The sequence below is a fragment of the Stenotrophomonas sp. GD03877 genome (assembly GCF_029840555.1).
In the GTDB taxonomy this organism is placed as follows: Bacteria; Pseudomonadota; Gammaproteobacteria; order Xanthomonadales; family Xanthomonadaceae; genus Stenotrophomonas; species Stenotrophomonas geniculata.
This window is the reverse complement of the sequence record NZ_JAOCCT010000002.1, coordinates 69,078-89,164: the sequence shown is the minus strand read 5'-3', so window position 1 is coordinate 89,164 and position 20,087 is coordinate 69,078. Positions and strand designations below refer to the sequence as shown.

18 protein-coding genes are annotated in these 20,087 nt (G+C 67.9%); 14 read left to right on the top strand and 4 right to left on the bottom strand.

Going from position 1 to position 20,087, the window contains the following annotated elements; genetic code table 11:
* Positions 1 to 70: 70 nt before the first annotated feature.
* Complete coding sequence (gene leuS / locus N5D20_RS01625; protein ID WP_049437364.1) at positions 71 to 2,713, bottom strand: leucine--tRNA ligase; 2,643 nt, start codon at positions 2,711 to 2,713, stop codon at positions 71 to 73.
* Positions 2,714 to 2,818: 105 nt separating this feature from the next.
* Positions 2,819 to 3,421 (bottom strand): DUF998 domain-containing protein, encoded by a 603-nt coding sequence (locus tag N5D20_RS01620; RefSeq protein WP_049437352.1) that lies wholly within the window; start codon positions 3,419 to 3,421, stop codon positions 2,819 to 2,821.
* Between the two features lie 125 nt (positions 3,422 to 3,546).
* Here N5D20_RS01620 and trxA point away from each other — a divergent pair, with 125 nt between their 5' ends.
* From trxA to N5D20_RS01595, 5 genes are all read left to right on the top strand, one after another.
* Positions 3,547 to 4,404, top strand: coding sequence for a thioredoxin (gene trxA, locus N5D20_RS01615; protein ID WP_197579162.1), 858 nt, complete (start codon positions 3,547 to 3,549; stop codon positions 4,402 to 4,404).
* A gap of 107 nt (positions 4,405 to 4,511) precedes the next feature.
* Positions 4,512 to 6,212, top strand: coding sequence for a FecR domain-containing protein (locus N5D20_RS01610; RefSeq protein ID WP_197579161.1), 1,701 nt, complete (start codon positions 4,512 to 4,514; stop codon positions 6,210 to 6,212).
* Positions 6,209 to 7,834 (top strand): CHASE2 domain-containing protein, encoded by a 1,626-nt coding sequence (locus N5D20_RS01605; RefSeq protein WP_049437357.1) that lies wholly within the window; start codon positions 6,209 to 6,211, stop codon positions 7,832 to 7,834. The genes N5D20_RS01610 and N5D20_RS01605 overlap by 4 nt, the downstream gene beginning before the upstream one ends.
* 75 nt (positions 7,835 to 7,909) lie before the next feature.
* Entirely contained in the window at positions 7,910 to 8,362 is a 453-nt protein-coding gene (locus N5D20_RS01600; RefSeq protein ID WP_010482929.1) for a DUF4442 domain-containing protein, read from the top strand.
* Between the two features lie 45 nt (positions 8,363 to 8,407).
* Positions 8,408 to 9,124 (top strand): hypothetical protein, encoded by a 717-nt coding sequence (locus N5D20_RS01595; RefSeq protein ID WP_197579160.1) that lies wholly within the window; start codon positions 8,408 to 8,410, stop codon positions 9,122 to 9,124.
* Positions 9,125 to 9,132: 8 nt separating this feature from the next.
* Here the strand turns inward: N5D20_RS01595 and N5D20_RS01590 are convergent, their stop codons facing one another.
* Positions 9,133 to 10,449, bottom strand: coding sequence for a hypothetical protein (locus N5D20_RS01590; protein WP_197579159.1), 1,317 nt, complete (start codon positions 10,447 to 10,449; stop codon positions 9,133 to 9,135).
* Positions 10,450 to 10,525: 76 nt separating this feature from the next.
* Here N5D20_RS01590 and N5D20_RS01585 point away from each other — a divergent pair, with 76 nt between their 5' ends.
* The 9 genes from N5D20_RS01585 to rnfB all read left to right on the top strand — a co-directional run bounded on the left by N5D20_RS01585 (position 10,526) and on the right by rnfB (position 19,627).
* The gene (locus tag N5D20_RS01585) at positions 10,526 to 11,221 is read left to right on the top strand and encodes a DUF502 domain-containing protein (RefSeq protein ID WP_005414135.1); all 696 of its coding nucleotides are present in this window, start codon (positions 10,526 to 10,528) and stop codon (positions 11,219 to 11,221) included.
* Positions 11,218 to 12,003: a queuosine precursor transporter gene (locus N5D20_RS01580; RefSeq protein WP_049437362.1), complete on the top strand. Its 786-nt coding sequence runs from the start codon at positions 11,218 to 11,220 to the stop codon at positions 12,001 to 12,003. The genes N5D20_RS01585 and N5D20_RS01580 overlap by 4 nt, the downstream gene beginning before the upstream one ends.
* A 95-nt stretch (positions 12,004 to 12,098) precedes the next feature.
* Positions 12,099 to 14,039 carry a DUF885 family protein gene (locus N5D20_RS01575; RefSeq protein WP_197579158.1) on the top strand — a complete coding sequence of 647 codons (1,941 nt, stop codon included), beginning with the start codon at positions 12,099 to 12,101 and terminating at the stop codon, positions 14,037 to 14,039.
* Positions 14,040 to 14,055: 16 nt separating this feature from the next.
* Positions 14,056 to 15,126, top strand: a complete 1,071-nt coding sequence (locus tag N5D20_RS01570; protein WP_197579157.1) for a serine hydrolase domain-containing protein — start codon at positions 14,056 to 14,058, stop codon at positions 15,124 to 15,126.
* The gene (locus N5D20_RS01565) at positions 15,123 to 15,527 is read left to right on the top strand and encodes a VOC family protein (RefSeq protein ID WP_049482191.1); all 405 of its coding nucleotides are present in this window, start codon (positions 15,123 to 15,125) and stop codon (positions 15,525 to 15,527) included. The genes N5D20_RS01570 and N5D20_RS01565 overlap by 4 nt, the downstream gene beginning before the upstream one ends.
* A 363-nt stretch (positions 15,528 to 15,890) precedes the next feature.
* Positions 15,891 to 16,334: a DUF2147 domain-containing protein gene (locus N5D20_RS01560; protein ID WP_049426799.1), complete on the top strand. Its 444-nt coding sequence runs from the start codon at positions 15,891 to 15,893 to the stop codon at positions 16,332 to 16,334.
* 103 nt (positions 16,335 to 16,437) lie between these two features.
* The gene (metG, locus tag N5D20_RS01555; RefSeq protein ID WP_010482901.1) at positions 16,438 to 18,519 is read left to right on the top strand and encodes a methionine--tRNA ligase; all 2,082 of its coding nucleotides are present in this window, start codon (positions 16,438 to 16,440) and stop codon (positions 18,517 to 18,519) included.
* A gap of 78 nt (positions 18,520 to 18,597) precedes the next feature.
* A complete protein-coding gene (locus N5D20_RS01550) occupies positions 18,598 to 19,188 on the top strand; it encodes an HAD-IB family hydrolase (protein WP_197579171.1) in 591 nt (196 codons plus the stop codon).
* A gap of 25 nt (positions 19,189 to 19,213) precedes the next feature.
* Positions 19,214 to 19,627: an Rnf electron transport complex subunit RnfB gene (gene rnfB, locus N5D20_RS01545; RefSeq protein WP_053091869.1), complete on the top strand. Its 414-nt coding sequence runs from the start codon at positions 19,214 to 19,216 to the stop codon at positions 19,625 to 19,627.
* 51 nt (positions 19,628 to 19,678) lie between these two features.
* Here rnfB and N5D20_RS01540 read toward each other — a convergent pair whose 3' ends face one another.
* A complete protein-coding gene (locus N5D20_RS01540) occupies positions 19,679 to 20,026 on the bottom strand; it encodes a RidA family protein (protein WP_197579156.1) in 348 nt (115 codons plus the stop codon).
* Positions 20,027 to 20,087 lie beyond the last annotated feature (61 nt).

Here is a 20,087-nt window from a genome sequence, read left to right as displayed (position 1 = left end):
GGGCCATCAAACGCCTGGCCCTGCACCGGAATGGCACCGGCCACCACACGGGTGGCCGGTGCGGGGTACATCAGGCGGCAACGATGTTCACGATCTTGCCGGGCACGATGATGATCTTGCGCACCGTCAGGCCTTCCATGAACTTGGCCGCGTTGGGCTCGGCCAGGGCCAGTGCCTCGACCTGCTCGCGCGCGGCGTCGGCCGCCACGTCGATGGTGCCACGCAGCTTGCCGTTGACCTGCACGGCCAGGGTCAGCGCGTCGCGTACCAGTGCACCGGCATCGGCCTGCGGGAACGGCTGGTCTTCCAGAAGGGTCTCGCCATGGCCCAGCACCTGCCACAGGGCATGGCTGGCATGCGGGGTGATCGGGTTGAGCAGCAGCACGATGGCCTGCAGCGCTTCCTGGCGCACCGCACGGCCCTGCTCGCTGCCATCCTCGAACTTGGCCAGCGCGTTCATCAGTTCCATCACCGCGGCAATGGCGGTGTTGAAGCTGTGGCGGCGGCCATAGTCGTCACCGACCTTGCCGATGGTCTCGTGGGTCTTGCGGCGCAATGCCTTCTGATTGGCGTCCAGCGCGGCCACGTCCAGCGCCGGGGCGGCACCGTCGGCAGCGTGCTTCTGCACCTGGGCCCACAGGCGGCGCAGGAAACGAGCCATGCCGTCCACGCCGGCTTCGTTCCACTCCAGCGACTGTTCCGGCGGCGCGGCGAACATCGAGAACAGGCGGACGGTGTCGGCGCCGTACTTGCCGACCATCGCCTGCGGGTCCACGCCGTTGTTCTTCGACTTGGACATCTTCTCGGTGCCGCCAACCACCACCGGCTGGCCGTCGGCGATCAGGGTGGCGCCGGTGATGCGGCCGCGCTCGTCGCGCTGCACTTCCACATCGGCCGGATTGATCCAGTCCTTCGAGCCATCCGGGTTCGGGCGGTAATAGGTTTCAGCAATCACCATGCCCTGGCACAGCAGATTGCGCGCCGGTTCGTTGCTGTCCACCATCCGCGCGTCGCGCAGCAGCTTGTGATAGAAGCGGAAATACATCAGGTGCAGGATCGCGTGCTCGATACCACCGATGTACTGGTCCACCGGCAGCCAGTAGTTGCCGCGCTTGTCGACGGCGTCACGGGCACCCGGCGAGGTGTAGCGGGCGTAGTACCAGCTCGACTCCATGAAGGTGTCGAAGGTATCGGTCTCGCGCTCGGCCGCACCGCCGCAGTCCGGGCAGGTGGTCTTGCGCCATTCCGGATCGGTCTTGATCGGCGAACCGGTACCCGAGAACGCCACGTCCTCCGGCAGCACCACCGGCAGCTGCTCTTCCGGCACCGGCACCGCACCGCACTTGGCGCAGTAGATCACCGGAATCGGGCAGCCCCAGTAACGCTGGCGGCTCACGCCCCAGTCGCGCAGGCGGTAGTTGACGCGGCGCTGGCCCTGGGCCTTGCGCTCGAAACGTTCAGCCAGCGCTTCGAAGGCGCCCTGGAAGTCCAGGCCGTCGAACTCGGCCGAGTTGACGAGCTCGAAGGCACGGCTCTTGTCGCTGTACCAGTCCTGCCAGCGGCTGCCATCCCAGGTGCGCTCTTCTTCGGTGCGCGCATCCTTCAGCGCGATCACCTGCTTGATCGGCAGGCCGTACTTGTTGGCCACTTCGTTGTCGCGCTGGTCATGGCCCGGCACGGCCATCACCGCGCCGGTGCCGTAGCCCATCAGCACGAAGTTGGCGACCCAGACCGGCACCGGCTCGCCGGTGACCGGATGCAGCGCGCGCAGGCCGGTATCCATGCCGCGCTTTTCCTGGGTTTCCAGCTCGGCCTCGGACACGCCGCCCTGCTTCAGGTCGGCCAGCATCGCCGCCAGCTCCGGGTTGTTCTTCGCCGCATGCAGCGCCAGCGGATGTTCGGCGGCGATCGACACGAAGGTCACACCCATCACCGTGTCCGGGCGGGTGGTGAACACGCGCAGCGGGTCCAGCGCGCTGCCGTCGACATCGCGCACGTCGAACTGGATTTCCAGACCCTCGGAACGGCCGATCCAGTTGCGCTGCATGGTCTTGACCGATTCCGGCCAGCCGTCCAGCTCATCCAGGCCGTCCAGCAGCTCCTGGGCGTAGTCGGTGATGCGCAGGAACCACTGCGGGATCTCGCGCTTCTCGACCAGCGCGCCGGAGCGCCAGCCGCGGCCGTCGATGACCTGCTCGTTGGCCAGCACGGTCTGGTCGACCGGATCCCAGTTCACCACCGCGTTGCGGCGGTAAGCCAAGCCCTTGCGCATCAGGCGGGTGAACATGCGCTGCTCATGGACGTAATAGTCCGGGCGGCAGGTGGCGAACTCGCGCGACCAGTCAATGGCATAGCCCAGCGACTGCAGCTGGCTGCGCATGTGGTCGATGTTCTTGTAGGTCCACGCCGCCGGCGCGGTCTTGTTCTTGATCGCCGCGTTTTCCGCCGGCAGGCCGAACGCGTCCCAGCCCATCGGCTGCAGCACGTTGTGGCCGGTCATGCGCTTGTAGCGGCTGATCACGTCGCCAATGGTGTAGTTGCGCACGTGGCCCATGTGCAGCGCACCGGACGGATACGGAAGCATCGACAGGCAGTAGTACTTCGGCTTGTCCGAGGCTTCATCGACCTCGAAGGCACGGGTAGCGTCCCAGTACTTCTGGGCGGCGGATTCAACCTGCTGCGGATCGTAAACGTTGGGTTCGACGCTGGTCATGTAACACGCGGTTGCGGCGGCAAAGCGGTACAGCGTACCGCAGTGCGGCAAATGGCTCCAATCCTGCCCGTCGACCGCCGGCGCCGATTGCGCGCGGAGCCAGTCTCAGCGCGGCCGCGACAACGGCAGGGCCAGGGCGAGCCAGCCCGCCCAGCAGGCGAACGCAAGCCGTTGTGCCAGTGGCGCCGGCAGCACGCCCTGAAGGGCAAACGCCGCCAGCGCGGCCAGCACGCCACAGGCGAGCGCCACTGCGCCCAGCGCGCGGCCATGCGCCTGGCGCACCTGCGACGTGCCCAGCAACAGGGTCCCGGCGACAAAACCCAGCACCCAGATCATCCAGGCGCTGGCATGCAGCTGGCTGGCTGGCCCGTGCAGGTCGTCCACATCCAGCGGCAGCAGCCCCATCGCTGCGAACGCCAACCCGGCCAGCAGCAGCATCTGGCTACCCACCCGCGGCGCCCAGCCGGCGGTTGCCGGCAGCCCGCGGCGCAGGCACTCGGCCACAACCACCGCCAGCAGCCCTGGCAGCACGAAGCCCAGCAGATTGAAGGCCAGCGCATGCGGCACCCCCTGTGCCCCCAGCAGCGCTACCGGGTGGCGGGCCTGCGCGTAGCCGTCCAGGCCAGCGCCGAAACCGAGCACCGCCAGCACGAACAGCAGCGCGGCGACCAGGCCGGACAGGCGCAGCAACGGGGACAGGGACGACATGCAGGCTCCGGAAAGAACAGCGACAGGAAGGCTGCATTGTCAGGCATTTACTACAACCCGGGTTGAGACCGGCATCGATCGTCACCATAGAATCGGTCTCCAGACGCCAAACGATGCTTCCCCCCATGACCGAGACGACCTACGTATTCGACGCCACCACTGCGACCTTCGAGGCCGAAGTCCTGCAGAAGTCGCTGCAGACGCCGGTACTGGTCGACTTCTGGGCCACCTGGTGCGGGCCGTGCAAGACCCTGGGGCCGATGCTGGAAAAGCTGGCCGCCGAATACAACGGCGCCTTCGAGCTGGCCAAGGTCGATGTCGACAAGGAACAGCAGATCGCGGCCGCCTTCCAGATCCGCTCGGTGCCGACCGTGTTCCTGGTCAAGGGCGGCCAGCTGGTGGACGGCTTCCCGGGTGCCATTCCGGAAGGCCAGCTGCGTGAATTCCTGGCCCAGCACGGCATCGTGCCGGTCGACATCGGCGACGCCGTCGCCGAAGACGAAACCCCGCTGGACCCGCAGGCGCAGGTGGACGTGCTGCGCGCGCAGATCGCCGCCGAGCCGGACAAGGACGAGCTGAAGCTCGACCTGGCGCTGGCCCTGCTGCAGATCGGTGGCGTCGATGAAGCCAGCCTGCTGATTGACGGCCTGCCCGCCAACCTGTCCACCGACGACCGGGCCGTGCGTGCACGCGCCCGGCTGGCCTTCACCTCGGCCCTGAAGGACGCCCCGGCGGCTGAAGTGCTGGACGCCCGCATCGCTGCCGATGGCAAGGACCTCAAGGCGCGCCACCTGCGCGGCGTACAGCTGCTGCTCGGTGGCCACGACGAAGCCGCGCTGGCCCAGTTCCTGGAAATGCTGCGGATCGACCGCACATTCGAGGACGGACTGCCGCGCAAGGCCCTGATCGACGCCTTCAATGTGATCTCCGACGAGGACCTGGTCGGCCAGTACCGTCGCCGGATGGCTTCCCTGCTGTTCTGAACGGGAGCCGGGTTCGTTCAGAATCCCTGCACTGAACGCGGGCAATAATGCGCGGGATGGCGGCCGTACGGCCGCCACGATCCGTTCGGGGGGATGAGGTCGGGGCCATGGGGTCTTGCAGCTGCGCCCCCGCATTGCCGGGATTGCAAACTGTGACCTTCGTCCGCTCGCTGTCGTTCGCCATGCGCTTCCAGGGCGCGCTGCTCTGCGCTCTTCTCTTCCTGCCGGCCATCGCCGCCGCCCAGGACTGGAACTACCGGGTCCGTCCCGGCGATACCCTGTGGGATCTGGGAGGCCTGTACCTCAAGCCCTCGGTGCGCTGGCAGCAGCTGCAACAGCACAACCGCATCGACAACCCCTACCAGCTGCCGCCGGGCCAGCTGCTGCGCTTCCCGATCAGCTGGCTGCGCATCGAACCGGCACCTGCCCGCGTGCTGTCGGTGCGCGGCAAGGTCGAATTGTCCGGCGCCGATGGCAGCGCCACGCGCGCGATACTCGCCGGGGAACAACTTCGCATCGGTGACACCGTGCAGACCGAAGGCGACTCCAGCGTCACGCTTGAATTCGCCGACGCCTCGCGCCTGCAGCTGCGCGAGTATTCCCGGCTGCGCCTGGACCAGCTGAGCCGCTACGGCCACACCGGCATGGTCGATACCCGTCTGCGCCTGCAGCAGGGCCGCGCCAGCAACCGGGTGACACCTGCCCGTGGCCCGGCGTCCCGCTACATCATCGACGCACCTACGGCGACCAGCAGCGTGCGCGGTACCGTATTCCGGGTCAGCGCCGGTGACACCGGCCACGTAGCTGCCACCGAGGTACTGCAGGGCAAGGTGCAGGTCGGCAACACCCACGGCAAACGCCTGGTCCAGCCTGGGCAGGCCAGCCGCAGCATCAGCGCCGATGCCGCACCGGACGCTGTCTCCGCCCTTCTTCCAGCGCCGCAGCTGCGCAGCGACGATGTGCGCCTGGCGCCCCTGCCGACCCTGCTCGCGTGGGACCCTGTCGACGGCGCCGCGCGCTACCGCGTTGAAGTGGTGCAGGCAGCGACGCCGGAAATCCTGCTGTTTGCCGCCACCACCGCCGACACCCGGCTGGCGATCGGCGACCTGCCACCCGGTCAGCTCCGCATGCTGTTGCGCGCCGTCGACGCGCAGGGCGTGGAAGGCCTCGACGCCAGCGCCGATTTCGAGCTCAGCGACCAGCCCCCACCGCCGCTCACCGTGGCCCCCCTGCATGGGCAGACCGTCAACAGCGACCGCCCGCGCTTCCGTTGGAGCCAGGCGCCGGGCGCGCGCAGCAGCGTGCTGCAGATCGCCGCCGAGCCGAGCTTCGTGCAGCCGCTGCAGGAACAGAGCACCCAAGGCACCGACCTGCGCCTGGCGCAGCCGCTGCCGCCCGGCGAGTACTTCTGGCGGGTGGCGTCGCGCGATGGCAACGGCCACCAGGGCCGCTACGGCCAGGCCCTGCCCCTGCAGCTGAGCAATGAACCGGTCGACCCTGCCCTGCAGCCGCCTGAAGCCGCGCATGGCGAGCTGACCCTGCGCTGGCAGGCCGGCAGCGAAGGCCAGCGCTACAGGGTGCAGGTGGACCGTCGTGGCGATTTCAGGACGCCCCTGGTCGACCAGACCGTGAGCGAGCCGCAGGTCAGCTTCAAGCGGCCGTGGAGCGGCACCCTGCATGTGCGTGTGCAGTACATCGACGACGACGGTCATGCGGGCGAGTACTCACCGGCCCAGCAGATCAAGCTGCCCTGCCGCCTGTGCTACGGCGCCGGTGGTGGCGCCCTGCTGCTGTTGCTGTTGTTATGAGGCGCTCGCCGCTGCCGTGGTCGAAGCGGATCCTGCTGGCACTGCTGGCCGGCGTGCTGACGGTGATCGCCAGCCAGGGCCAGTGGCTGTGGCGGCAGGACGAAGCCGCCTATGACGCCATGGTCGGCAACTGGGACTACCGCCCCGACCCCAGCGTGCTGATCGTGGCCATCGACGAGGGCAGCCTGCAGCGCATCGGCCAATGGCCCTGGCCCCGCTCGATCCATGCCCGCCTGCTGGACCGGCTGACCGACGCCGGTGCCGAGCGCGTCGCATTGGACCTGATGCTGTCCGAACCTGATCGACGCGACAGCCGCCAGGACGAAGCGCTGGCCGCGGCGATCCGCCGCAATGGCCGGGTGGTGCTGCCGGTGCTGGCCGCGCCCGCGGCCGGTGATCGCATGGCGGAGGAAATGCTGCCGGTACCGCAGATCGCGGCCAGTGCCGCGGCGATCGGCCATACCGACGTGGAAGTGGATGGCGATGGCGTCGCGCGCGGTGTGTATCTGCATGCGGGCATCGGCCAGGCTCACTGGCCGGCACTGGGCCTGGCGCTGGCCGCCCTGCCGCCGGGCGCGGTGCACGGCCTGCCTGACCCTGATCCGGAGATCGGTTCGCCCTACCAATGGCGGCGCAACGACTACGTGCGCGTGCGCTATGCCGGGCCGCCCGAGCGCCTGCCACAGGTGTCCTATGCCGACGTGCTGGATGGTCACGTGGACATGGCGATGCTGCATGGCCGCCGCATCGTGGTAGGCATGACCGCCAGCGGCATCGCACCGCGGCTGCTGACCCCGACCACCCGCGAGTTCTGGATGAGCGGCAGTGAGTACCAGGCCAACATCGCGTCGATGCTGCTGCAGCACAAGCAGATCGATCTGCTGCCCCGCCTCTGGCAGCACGCCATCAGCGGCGTGCTGGTGGCGCTGTGCGTGATCCTGCTCGGCCTGCGCCTGCCATGGCTTGCTGCGCTGTGCTCGCTGCCGCTCCCACCGCTGCTGAGCTGGTTGCTGTTGCGCGCCGGTGACCTGTGGTGGGCACCGGCCAGCGCAATGCTGGGCATCCTGCTGGTGCTGCTGGCCTGGGCGACCTGGCGGGTCTCGGCCTGGCACCGCCTGGCCAATCGCGATGCGCTGACCGGTCTCGGCAATCGCCTGCGCTTCGAGCAGTCGCTGCAACAGGAATGCGATGCCGCGCGACGCAGTGGCAAATCCCTGAGCCTCGCGCTGATCGACGTTGACCATTTCAAGCGCCACAACGACCGCCACGGGCATCAGGTCGGTGACCGCGTGCTGCGCGATGTCGCCCGCCTGATCGGTGCACATGCGCGACGTCCACGCGACATGGCCGCGCGCTACGGTGGCGATGAGTTCGCACTGGTGCTGCCGGATACCCCGGCCGAAGGCGCACGCCAGGTCATCGAGGACCTGATCGCCTGCGTGCGTGCACTACCGGCGCCCGGTGACGGCAGCGAAGCAGGCGTCACCCTCACCATCGGCGTGTTCACCCGCGTACCCGACGGCACGCTGCAACCGCACCATTTCGTCGAAGGCGCCGACACCGCGTTGTACCAGGCCAAGGCCAACGGCCGCGACGGGTATGTGATCGACGGCGAGGCATGACCCTCGCCGCCCGGGGTGCAACATACGCATGCGAATGGTTAGACTGGGCGCCTCGCCCTGCGCCCCCGGACCCGCATGAACGCCCGCCTGTTCCGCTTCGGCATCAATCTCTGGCCGCCGTTCCTGTTCACCGGCATCCACGTCACCCGCATCACGCCGGACTACCGGCAGATCGATGTCGAACTGCGCCTGCGACCATGGAACCGCAACTACGTCGGTACCCACTTCGGTGGCAGCCTGTTCGCGATGACCGATCCGTTCTGGATGCTCGGCCTGCTGCACATCCTCGGCCGCGACTACTACGTGTGGGACCGCGCCGGCGCCATCGACTTCCTCAAGCCGGGCCGTGGCATCGTGCGGACGTCGTTCCGCATCGACGACGCGCTGCTGGACGAACTGCGCGCGGAAGCGGCCAGTGGCGAGAAGGTGCTGCGCTGGTTCAGCAACGACGTGATCGATGAGAGCGGCGAGGTGGTCGCCCAGGTCCGCAAGCAGGTCTATCTGCGCCTGAAGCCACACGCACGCTGATCATCGCTGGGACGCTATCCTCTGGCCTCTGCCATGGAGGCCCCGATGCGCCCGTACACCCTTGCTGCACTGCTGAGCACCCTGCCGTGCGCGGCCCATGCGCTGGACCTGCCGCCGGTGCAGTACCCGACGCTGCCGGCACAGGCTGCCACTGCCGCCGGGTTCGTGCCCAACGGCTGGACGCTTGAATCCAGCATCGAAGGCGATCTCGACCAGGATGGCCGCGCTGATCTGGTCCTGGTACTGCGCCAGCAGGACCCGCGCAACGTCATCGAACACGATGGCTTCGGCCCCTCGCCGCATGACAGCAACCCGCGCATTCTCGCCGTGGCATGGTCACGGCCAACCGGCTATGTGCTGGCGGTGCAGGACCATCAGCTGATTCCGCGCCCGGAGAACCCGGTGATGAGCGATCCGCTTGAAGAAGGGGGTGTCAGCATCCAGCGTGGCACGTTGAAGGTCGCGCTGTTTTCATTCGCCAGCGCCGGAAGCTGGTCGATGGGTACCACCGCCTTCACTTTCCGCTGGCAGGACGGCGCGTTCGCGCTGATCGGCTACGACGAGGATTCGGTGATGCGCAATTCCGGAAAGACCGAATCGCTGAGCGTGAACTTCTCCACGCGCAAGGTAAGGCGCGCCGAAGGCAGCATCGAGAACGACAAGGACAGCGTGCGCTGGCAGCCACTGCACGGCACCCGTCGCTGGACGCTGCAGACGGTCGGCGATGGCTGGGCATTCGATCCGCAGGCCGGCACCGACTGAGCCACAGCTCAGTCGCGGGCAGCGGCGGTTGCGCCGGCGCCAGCCACCAGCGGTACGGACAACCACGGGCTCTCAGCGTTGCCACGCGGCGGCGAACGACGCGGCACCTGCAGATGGCGGCCATCGGCGGACAGCTGCGGCGACCGCACCGGCGAGCGGAACTGCGCCGGCAACCGCTGCAGCGCCTCAGCCGGATCTTCCGCCTGCTGCCGCAACCAGCGCTGTGCACCCAGCAGGCGCAGCATTGCCGCCGCATCCTGGGACCGTGACGAATACGCGGGATAGACCGGCGCGGCGATCTCGGTCAGCACGCACCCCATCACATTGGACAGGCAACCGAAATCCCGCTGCGGCGGCGCCTGTACCGGCAGCGGCCGATCAGCCTCCAGCGCCGCCATCGCGGCTGCGCCACAGGCCCAGCCAAGATTGCCGGCCGCGCGCGCCAACGTGCTGCTCCGATCCAGTACCAGGACGCCGCCAAATTCCTGGGCCGAAGACTCGATCGCCGCCCGGCTCATCGCATACTCGCCTTGCATGGCACGGCACAGGCTCTGTTCCTCGGCCCGCAGCGGCTGCATGGCCTGTTCGCATTCCGCGGGCAACGGATGGCCGGCAGGCAGTTCGACCAGCATGTCGGCCAGCAGCTGGGCATTGGCCTGCACCAGGCTGGCACCGATGATGCTCTCGACCAGATAACTGCTGCCGGGCACCAGCCGCCGGCCCAGCTGCAGGCCACGGCAGGCGCCACGCAGGGCACCGTCGATATCGCCCTGCACGTACGCCAGCGCGCGTGCACTGGTGGCGTCCATCACCACGCCATAGGCCGGCAACGGGACCAGAATGCCCTCGCCCTTCGGCGGAAACGGCGACATGAAGTAGTCCGCTTCGGCCAGCTGATCCAGCCGCGCATGCAACTGCTGGTGGCCGGCGTGGGCCTCCACGAAGCGTTGCGGGTCCGCGCGGACCTGGGCGAGGCAGCCGCTGGCGGCCGGCCCGCAACTGGCACCGGGCCGCGAGTGCAGCTCGGCATGGTTGGCCACCAGGTGTGTCCGGCCGCCGCCTTCACCGTGTGGGTCGGCCTCCCAGCGCCGTACATCCTCGGCCAGCGCCTGCTCGCGCTGCTGGGCATCCAGGTCGTCGAATGGCAGCGTCCACAACAAGGCATAACCGTTGTGCCCGGTCGCCGGCAGGCGTGCTTCCAGTCGCTGCTGCGCCTGCAGCCGCGATTCGGGTACCGGCCACATGCGCGAGGCGCACCACACCACGATGGCCAGCACCAGCAGGCCTGCCAGGGTCCAGCCCAGTCCGCGCAGAATCTTCAACACAGCTTCCCTTCCATGTGCCGTTGCCGCAGTCGATTTCCCAGCGTAATCGACCTGCAGTGACCGCTACAATGCGCGCATGTCGCTCGAAGCCCCCGCCCTGGTCCCCCGCCCCTCCCTGCAGCGCCTGTTCCTGACCGGCCTGCTCACCCTGCTGCCGATCTGGCTGACCTGGGTCGTGGTCAAGTTCGTGTTCGTGCTGCTGTCGGGCATTTCCAGCCCGCTGGTGGTGCCGCTGTCCGAACAGATCGCAACCAGCTTCCCGCACTATCTGGGCTGGGTCCGCGCCGAGTGGATCCAGGACACCATCGCCCTGCTGGCCACCCTGCTGGTGATCCTGGCGGTGGGCGTGGCCAGCCGCCGCGTGCTCGGCCAGCGCCTGCTGCGCTGGGTCGGCGCGGTCATCAAGCGCATTCCGCTGGCCAGCATCATCTACGACAGCGCCAAGAAGCTGCTGGACATGCTGCAGACCGAGCCGGGCAGCACCCAGCGCGTGGTGCTGATCGACTTCCCGCACCGCGACATGAAATCGGTCGGCCTGGTCACCCGCGTGATCAAGGAACACGGCACCGACCGTGAGCTGGCCGCGGTGTACGTGCCCACCACGCCGAACCCGACCTCGGGCTACCTGGAAATCGTGCCGGTGGAACTGCTGACCCCGACCGACTGGACCGTCGACCAGGCCATGAGCTTCATCATTTCCGGCGGAGCCGTGGCGCCGTCCAGCGTGCCGTTCACCCGCGCCGGCGAACGCACCGGCGAACGCACCGAATGACCCCGGCGCCGATCGAGCGCCCGCTGCAGGACCGCGCGGTCCTGTTGTTCATCGTGCTGGCCGCGTTCTTCTGCGGCAATGCGGTGCTGGCCGAGCTGATCGGGGTGAAGATCTTCGCGCTGGAAGACACCCTCGGCATCGCTCCGCTGAACTGGAACCTGTTCGGCCAGACCGGCTCGCTCAGCTTCACCGCCGGCACCCTGCTTTGGCCGGTGGTGTTCATCATGACCGACACCATCAACGAGTTCTTCGGCAAGCGCGGCGTGCGCTTCATCTCGTGGCTGGCGGTGGTGCTGATCGGCTACGGCTTCCTGTTCGCCTTCGCCGCCATTTCACTGGCGCCGGCCAGCTGGTGGGTCACGTCGATGGATGGCCACGGCGTGCCCGATTACCAGGCCGCGTTCGCAGCCGTGTTCGGCCAGGGCATGTGGACCATCGCCGGTTCGCTGGTGGCCTTCCTGCTCGGCCAGCTGATCGACGTGGCCGTGTTCCATCGCATCCGCCAGGCGACCGGTGAGCGCCACGTGTGGCTGCGTGCGACCGGATCGACCGCGATCTCGCAGGTGGTGGACAGCTTCGTGGTGATCTGGATCGCCTTCGTGCTGGGCCCGCAACACTGGCCGACCTCGCTGTTCCTGGCGGTCAGCAGCGTCAACTACATCTACAAGATGGGTTTTGCGATCGCACTGATTCCGTTGCTGTACCTGATGCGGCGTGCCATCACCCGCTACCTGGGTGCCGAGCGGGCCGCATCGTTGCGGGCTGCAGCTGCGGCTGACTGAAGCCCCAGCAGCGGAAAGCTGACTGCGCCTTCACGCTGGCCGTACGCGCGCGGATCGTGCAAGCTCCAGGGTCTGTGTTCCACGGAAGCTTCTTGATGCCGTATTCCCCCCGCGTCCTGGCCGCCGCCATTGCCGCGTTGTTCCTGTTCAGCGCCGTACCGTCGGCCGAAGCAGCGAAAAAGAAGGCCAGCCGCCCTGCCGCCGCGCAGACCCGCCAGGCCGCCAAGCCCAAGGCCCGGCCCGCCCGCGCCACCGCGCCGGCCCGTGGCAGTTCGGCGCGCCGCGCCGCGCCGCGTCCGGTCGCAGCGGCCCGGGCCGTGCCCAAGCAGGTGCAGCTGGAGCGCCTGTACGACGAATACTGGGATGCCTCGATGCGGTTGAATCCGCTGCAGGCAACCTTCCAGGGCGAGGCCCGCTACAACGACCAGCTGCCCAACATCCTGTCCGCCGCGTGGCGCCAGCAATCGCACGACTTCACCACCGAGTGGCTGGGCAAGGTCGAGAAACTCGGCAGCGACGGCCTGCAGGGCCAGGACCTGCTCAGCTACGAGATCTTCGTGCGCGATGCGCGCGCCTCGCTGGCCGCCGAACGCTATCCGAGCTGGATGATGCCGATCAGCCAGTACTACAACGTCGGCAGCATCATGGCGATCCTCGGCGCGGGCGCCGGCGCACAGCCGTTCAACACCGTGCAGGACTACGACACCTGGTCGCGTCGCTCGCTGGGCATTCCCGAGCTGTTCGACCAGGCCATCGACAACATGCGCCAGGGCATGAAGGCCGGCGTGGTGCAGCCGCGCGACCTGATGGAGAAGGTGCTGCCGCAGCTGGATGCGGTCATCAAGCCGACTGCTGAAGAGAGCATCTTCTGGTCGCCGATCCGCACCATGCCCAACACCATCGCGGCCGAGGACAAGGCGCGCATCAGCGCCGAGTACAAGCGCATGATCGAGCTCCGCATCATGCCAGCCTATCGCGCCCTGCGCGGTTTCATCGCCACCGAATACCTGCCGGCCACGCGCACCAGCAGCGGCCTGGGCGCACTGCCCGATGGCCAGGCCTGGTACGCCAACCTGATCGTGCAGACCACTGCCAGCGACCAGACCGCCGCGCAGCTGCACGCACTGGGCGAACAGCGCGTGCAGGAGCTGCAGGCGCAGATCGCCACCGTGATGAAGGATGCCAAGCTGCGTGGCACGCCGTCCAAGCTGTTGCGCAGCATGCGCAACGATCGCCAGTTCCAGTACGGTGACGCCAACGCATTGATCAACCGCTACCGCCAGGTGCAGCAGCAGGTCAACGCACGCCTGCCGCAGGTGCTCGATACCCTGCCCAAGTCCACGCTGGACGTGCGCGCAGTGGAACCGGAGCGTGCGCTGACCGCTGCAGCAGCGGCCTACCAGCCGTCTGCGGCCGGGCAACCGGGCGTGCTGTACGTAAACACCCGCGACCTGCCCAGCCGCAAGCGCTGGAACGTGCCGGTGCAGTACCTGCATGAAGCAATCCCCGGCCACCACGTGCAGCTGGGCCTGCAGCAGGAGCTGGCCAAGCTGCCGCGCTTCCGCCGCCTCGGTGGCGACCTCGCCTTCGTCGAAGGCTGGGGCCTGTATGCCGAAACGCTGGGTGAGAACCTCGGCATCTACACCGATCCCTACGACCGCATCGGCTACCTGTATTCGCGCCTGCTGCGCGCTGCCCGCGTGGTGGCCGACACCGGCGTGAACGCCCAGGGCTGGAGCAAGCAGCAGGGCGTGGCCTACCTGCAGAAGACCGTGGACATGAGCAGTGACGACGCCAACGCCGAAGTCGAGCGGATCATGGCCCAGCCCGGCCAGGCGCTGTCCAACGTGGCCGGCCTGACCACCATTGTCGCCCTGCGCGACAAGGCCAAGGCACGCCAGGGCGCCGCCTTCGACCTGCGCCGCTTCCACGCCGAACTGCTGAAGGACGGCTCGATGCCGCTGGACGTGCTGGACCGCAAGATGGAACGCTGGATGGCGCAGCCCGCCAGCACCACACCTGCCCCTTCACCCTGACCCTTCCGGAGCCGCCATGCGCCCTGCCGTCGCCCTGCTCGCCGTCGTGCTGGGCCTGCTGCCAGTGGCGGGCTCCGCCGCACCGGTGCTGCCCCCACCAGATGCGGGCGTCGACGGCCTGATGCAGGCCTACGACGGTCAGGTACCCGGCGCTGCGGTACTGGTACTGCACGACGGGCAACCGGTATTCCGCCGCGGCTACGGCCTGGCGGTAGTGGAAGACGGTACTGCGGTCACCGCGGCCAGCAACTTCCGGCTGGCCTCGGTCAGCAAGCAGTTCACCGCTGCGGCAGTGCTGCTGCTGGTGGAAGACGGCCGGCTCGGGCTGGAGCAGCCCGCCCGCCAGTGGCTGCCCGAGCTGCCGCCGGCAGCGGCGGCCATCACCCTGCGCCAGCTCCTGTCGCATACCAGCGGCCTGCTCGACTACGAAGACCTGATGAATCCGGCTGACACTCGGCAGGTGCACGACGCCGACGTGCTGACCCTCCTGTCGCACGAGGACCGCCTGAATTTCGCACCCGGCACGCAGTACCGCTACAGCAACAGCGGCTACGCGCTGTTGGCACTGATCGTCGGCCGTGCTTCCGGCCAGGATTTCGCCACGTTCCTGCAGCAGCGCATCTTCCGCCCGCTGGGCATGGCGCATACCGTGGCCCACCAGGACGGCGTGGACACGGTCGCCGCACGCGCCTATGGCTACAGCCGGATCGATGGCCGCTGGCAGCGCACCGACCAGAGCACCACCAGCGCCGTACTGGGAGACGGCGGGATCTATTCCTCGCTGGACGACCTCGCCCGCTGGGATGCGTCGCTGTACGACGACCGCCTGCTGTCGAAGGCCTCGCGCCGGGCGATGTTCAGCCCGGCCACGACCACATCGGAACCGGACGTGCCGCATTACGGTTTCGGCTGGCGCCTGAACGGCCAGGTGCAATGGCACAGCGGCGAGAGCATCGGCTTCCGCAACGTGATAGTGCGCCACCCGGAAAAGCACCTGACCGTGATCGTGTTGACCAACCGTAACGATCCCGAACCCTATCCGCTGGCGCAGAAGATCGCCCAGCGCTGGCTGGACACCCTGCAATGACCCCCGGTTCCGACACCCTGCTGGGTTTCCACCACGCTGCGCTGATCTGCAGCGACTACGCACGCTCGAAGGACTTCTACGTGCGCATCCTCGGCCTGCGCGTGCTGGCCGAGAACCATCGCGCCGCGCGCGACTCCTGGAAGCTGGACCTGGCCCTGCCCGACGGCGGCCAGCTGGAACTGTTCTCCTTCCCCTCACCACCACCGCGCCCCAGCCGCCCCGAAGCCCAGGGCCTGCGCCACCTCGCGTTCCGGGTGGCTGCACTGGAACCCTTCATCCAGCGCCTGGCCGCGCATGGCGTCGCCTGCGAACCGATCCGCGTGGACGAGTACACCGGCCGCCGTTTCACCTTCTTCGCCGACCCGGATGGCCTGCCGCTGGAGCTGTACGAAGTCGGTTGAGCGTTTTTCAATCGAGATTCATCCATGCATGGCATGGATCTACGTGTCGACCAAGATCGACACCCACCAAGAGCAGGCCGTTCCATTCCGGCAGATCGCAGGACTCTGTCGAAGGCGGGGCGGGTCCGTTTGCGGGGGCGTGAGCCGCATGGATGCGGCGACCGAGCTTACAGGGACGTACTTGCAGCGCCCCCCGCAAACGGGCCCGCCCCGCCATCCCACGGAATCCCGCCGTTGCTGTTGCCGTTGCCTCTGCAGGTGCAGGGCGCAGCCCTGCAACGCCCCCCTTCCCCATACCCCGCCGAATGGGTATACAGTCGACCCGTACCGGCACCGTGCCGGAATGAACCCTGGGAGGGGACCATGCGCAAGACCTTCAAGACCCTGCTGCTGGCACTGCCGCTGTGCCTGGCCGCGCTCTCGGCGCAGGCCGCCGATGGCGCCGCCGGCCGCTGGAAGACCATCGACGACAAGACCGGCAAGGTGAAGTCGATCGTCGAGATCACCCAGGCCGCCAACGGCACGCTGACCGGCAAGGTGGTCGACATCCTGCACTCGGACAAGGGCCCGAACCCGGTCTGCGACGGCTGTGAAGGCGCCAACAAGAACAAGCCCGTGAAGGGCATGACCATCCTCTGGAACCTCAAGGCCGACGGCGCCAACAAGTGGTCCGGCGGCACCATCCTCGATCCGGCCAATGGCAAGACCTACAAGTCGAAGATGGAACTGCAGCCCGGCGGCACCAGGCTTGACGTGTCCGGCTGCATCGCCTTCATCTGCCGCGCGCAGACCTGGCAGCGCGAGTAAGCGCCCCGCCCCCCCGCTTCACCCCCGTGACCCGGCCCCGGCCGGGTCACCTCGTTGCGGGCATGCGATACTCTGCGGTTCCCCTCGGCTTCACCCCGCGACCATGACCCGTACCGCGCTCGTCACCACCGCCCTGCCCTACGCCAACGGCCCGCTGCACCTGGGCCACCTGGTCGGCTACATCCAGGCCGACATCTGGGTGCGTGCACGGCGAATGAGCGGCGGCAAGGCCTGGTTCGTCTGCGCCGACGACACCCACGGCACGCCGATCATGCTGGCCGCGGAGAAGGCCGGGGTCACCCCGGAAACCTTCATCGCCAACATCCAGGCCAGCCACGAACGTGACTTCGCCGCCTTCGGCGTGGCCTTCGACCACTACGACTCGACCAATTCGGCGGCCAACAAGGCGCTGACCGAGCAGTTCTACCTGAAGCTGGAAGCGGCCGGCCACATCAGCCGCCGTTCGGTGGCGCAGTTCTACGACCCGGCCAAGGGCATGTTCCTGCCCGACCGCTACGTCAAGGGCATCTGCCCGAACTGCGGCAGCCCCGACCAGTACGGCGACAACTGCGAAGTCTGCGGCGCCACCTATGCGCCGACCGACCTGAAGGAACCGCGTTCGGTGATCTCCGGTGCCACGCCGGAAATGCGCGATTCGGAGCACTTCTTCTTCGAGGTGGGCCACTTCGACGCGTTCCTGCGCGAATGGTTGGCCGGCGACGTCGCCCTGCCAGGCGTGAAGGCCAAGCTCGGTGAGTGGCTCAATGCCGAAGGTGGCCTGCGCGCGTGGGACATCTCGCGCGATGCACCGTACTTCGGTTTCCAGATTCCCGGCCAGCCGGGCAAGTACTTCTACGTCTGGCTGGACGCGCCGATCGGCTACCTGTCCAGCTTCCAGACTCTGTGCGGCAGGATCGGCGAGGACTTCGAAGCGCATCTGCGCGCCGGTACCGCCACCGAGCTGCACCACTTCATCGGCAAGGACATCGTCAACTTCCACGGCCTGTTCTGGCCGGCGGTGCTGCACGGTACCGGCCACCGCGCGCCGACCCGCCTGCACGTCAACGGCTACCTGACCGTGGACGGCGCCAAGATGAGCAAGTCGCGCGGCACCTTCGTGATGGCCCGCACCTTCCTCGACGCCGGCCTCGAGCCGGAAGCGCTGCGCTACTACTACGCCGCCAAGTCCGGCGGTGGCGTCGACGATCTCGACCTGAACCTGGGTGACTTCATCGCCCGCGTCAACGCCGACCTGGTCGGCAAGTTCGTCAACCTGGCCAGCCGCTGCGCCGGCTTCATCAGCAAGCGCTTCGACGGCCAGCTGGCCGCGCAGCTGCCTGATGCCGCGCAGTACCAGCGCTTCGTCGACGGCCTGGCGCCGATCCGTGAGGCCTACGAGCGCAACGACCCAGCCGCGGCGATCCGCCTGACCATGACCCTGGCCGACGAAGCCAACCGCTACATCGACGACGTCAAGCCGTGGGTCATCGCCAAGCAGGAAGGCGCCGACGCGCAGCTGCAGGCCGTGTGCAGCCAGGGCCTGAACCTGTTCCGCGTGCTGGTCACCGCATTGAAGCCGGTGCTGCCGGCCACCGCCGCGCAGGCCGAGGCCTTCCTGGCCGCGCCGGTCAACGACTGGACCGAACTGGCGCAGCCGCTGCTGGGCCACCGCATCACCGACTACACCCCGCTGTTCACCCGTATCGACCCGAAGAAGATTGACGCCATGATCGACGCCTCCAAGGACACCCTGCAGCCGGCCGCTGCCGCCGCCCCCGCCGCCAAGACCGAAGCGGTCAAGCCGGCCGCCTCGGCCCCGGCCAAGGACGACGCAAAGAGCGCCGACGCCCCGGCCTACATCGGCATCGACGATTTCGCCAAGCTCGACCTGCGCATCGGCAAGGTGCTGGTCTGCGAGTTCGTGGAAGGTTCGGACAAGCTGCTGCGCTTCGAACTGGACGCCGGCGAGCTGGGCAAGCGCCAGATCTTCTCCGGCATCCGCGGCAGCTACGGCGAGCCGGAAACGCTGGTTGGCCGCAGCGTGGTGTTCATCGCCAACCTGGCCCCGCGCAAGATGCGCTTCGGCCTGAGCGAAGGCATGATCCTGTCGGCCGGTTTCGACGGCGGCGCACTGGCGCTGCTGGACGCCGACAGCGGCGCACAGCCGGGCATGCCGGTCCGCTGATGCCCGCAGCGGGCGTGGTTGCGGCCACGCCCGCCGGCAGCACCGGCCACCGGAGGCAACGCAATGGGAGGCAACGGAATGGAACTGGCGCTGTTCGACTTCGACCACACCGTGACCACCTGCGATACCTACGGCCGTTTCCTGCGCCGCGTGGCCACCGCCGAACAGCTGGCGCAGGCCTGGTGGAAGGTCGGCCCGTGGCTGCTCGCGTACAAGCTGAAGCTGATCTCGGCCGAACGCATCCGCGCACGCGTCACCCGCCTGACCTTCAGCGACCGCCACAGTGACGACATCGCCACGCTGGCCGCCGGCTTCTCGCGTGAGTTCCTGCCCGATGTCGTGCGCCCGGAAATGCTGGAGCAGATCCGCTGGCACAAGGAGCAGCAGCACACCGTGGTGATCGTATCCGGCTCGCTGGATCTCTACCTGCGGCCGTGGTGCGAGCAGCTGGGCCTGCAGTTGATCTGCAACCGGCTGGAAAGCCAGGACGGACGCCTGACCGGTCGCTACGCCGGTGGCGACTGTGGCCCACGCAAGGTCGAGCACATCCGTCGCCAGTTCGATCTGTCGCGCTACGTGCGCATCCACGCCTACGGCGACAGTGCCGAAGACAAGCCGATGCTGGCGCTGGCCCACGAGCGCTGGTTCCGTGGCAAACCCCTGAAATGACCCCAACGCGCAGCCTTCGCCACGCATGAGCCTGATCCCGCCCCTGACCGAACGCCTCGACCGCCTGCTGCCGCAGACCCAATGCGGGCAATGCGGCTACGACGGCTGCCGCCCGTACGCGCAGGCCATGGCTCGCGGCGAAGCAGGCGTGGACCACTGCCCGCCGGGCGGAGATACCGGTGCGCGCGCACTGGCGCAGGTGCTCGGAGTACCTGCCATTCCCTTCGATCGATCGCGCGGCGAGCACAAGGCGCCGCAGGTGGCGTTGATCGTGGAAGCCGACTGCATCGGCTGTACCAAGTGCATCCAGGCCTGCCCGGTGGACGCCATCGTCGGCGGCGCCAAGTACATGCACACGGTAATCGCCGATCTGTGCACCGGCTGCGAGCTGTGCATCCCGCCATGCCCGGTGGACTGCATCGAGCTGGTGCCGCTGTAACGGGGTCAGATCCCCTTTCCTGAGCGAAAAGGATCTGACCCCATTCAATCGTTACGGTACTGCCGCCGTCACCACGATCTCGACCTTCCAGTCAGCGTGGGCCAGCTTGGCCTCGACTGTGGCACGTGCCGGGGTCGCGCCTTCAACCACCCACTCGTCCCACGCCTTGTTCATGCCGTCGAAATCGGCGATGTCGGCGAGGAAGACTTCCGCACGCAGCACGTGCTGGCGATCACTGGCCACCAGCGCCAGCAGCTTGTCGATCTCCGCCAGCACCTGCCGGGTCTGGCCGGTGATGTCCTGGCTGGTGTCTTCCGGAATCTGGCCGGAGAGGTAGGCGACCTTGTTGTATACGGTCATTTCGGACATGCGCGGTCCGACGTCGTAACGCTCCATCATGGGCGTGGCTCCTGCGGTTGATCAGGCCTGCATTGTCCTCCAAACCGGTCGACGGTGGGTG

Excerpts from the sequence above, each read along its gene's own strand:
- leuS (WP_049437364.1), bottom strand. The coding sequence starts at position 2,713 with ATGACCAGCGTCGAACCCAACGTTTACGATCCGCAGCAGGTTGAATCC.
- N5D20_RS01620 (WP_049437352.1), bottom strand. The coding sequence starts at position 3,421 with ATGTCGTCCCTGTCCCCGTTGCTGCGCCTGTCCGGCCTGGTCGCCGCG.
- trxA (WP_197579162.1), top strand. The coding sequence starts at position 3,547 with ATGACCGAGACGACCTACGTATTCGACGCCACCACTGCGACCTTCGAG.
- N5D20_RS01610 (WP_197579161.1), top strand. The coding sequence starts at position 4,512 with ATGGGGTCTTGCAGCTGCGCCCCCGCATTGCCGGGATTGCAAACTGTG.
- N5D20_RS01605 (WP_049437357.1), top strand. The coding sequence starts at position 6,209 with ATGAGGCGCTCGCCGCTGCCGTGGTCGAAGCGGATCCTGCTGGCACTG.
- N5D20_RS01600 (WP_010482929.1), top strand. The coding sequence starts at position 7,910 with ATGAACGCCCGCCTGTTCCGCTTCGGCATCAATCTCTGGCCGCCGTTC.
- N5D20_RS01595 (WP_197579160.1), top strand. The coding sequence starts at position 8,408 with ATGCGCCCGTACACCCTTGCTGCACTGCTGAGCACCCTGCCGTGCGCG.
- N5D20_RS01585 (WP_005414135.1), top strand. The coding sequence starts at position 10,526 with ATGTCGCTCGAAGCCCCCGCCCTGGTCCCCCGCCCCTCCCTGCAGCGC.
- N5D20_RS01580 (WP_049437362.1), top strand. The coding sequence starts at position 11,218 with ATGACCCCGGCGCCGATCGAGCGCCCGCTGCAGGACCGCGCGGTCCTG.
- N5D20_RS01575 (WP_197579158.1), top strand. The coding sequence starts at position 12,099 with ATGCCGTATTCCCCCCGCGTCCTGGCCGCCGCCATTGCCGCGTTGTTC.
- N5D20_RS01570 (WP_197579157.1), top strand. The coding sequence starts at position 14,056 with ATGCGCCCTGCCGTCGCCCTGCTCGCCGTCGTGCTGGGCCTGCTGCCA.
- N5D20_RS01565 (WP_049482191.1), top strand. The coding sequence starts at position 15,123 with ATGACCCCCGGTTCCGACACCCTGCTGGGTTTCCACCACGCTGCGCTG.
- N5D20_RS01560 (WP_049426799.1), top strand. The coding sequence starts at position 15,891 with ATGCGCAAGACCTTCAAGACCCTGCTGCTGGCACTGCCGCTGTGCCTG.
- metG (WP_010482901.1), top strand. The coding sequence starts at position 16,438 with ATGACCCGTACCGCGCTCGTCACCACCGCCCTGCCCTACGCCAACGGC.
- N5D20_RS01550 (WP_197579171.1), top strand. The coding sequence starts at position 18,598 with ATGGAACTGGCGCTGTTCGACTTCGACCACACCGTGACCACCTGCGAT.
- rnfB (WP_053091869.1), top strand. The coding sequence starts at position 19,214 with ATGAGCCTGATCCCGCCCCTGACCGAACGCCTCGACCGCCTGCTGCCG.
- N5D20_RS01540 (WP_197579156.1), bottom strand. The coding sequence starts at position 20,026 with ATGATGGAGCGTTACGACGTCGGACCGCGCATGTCCGAAATGACCGTA.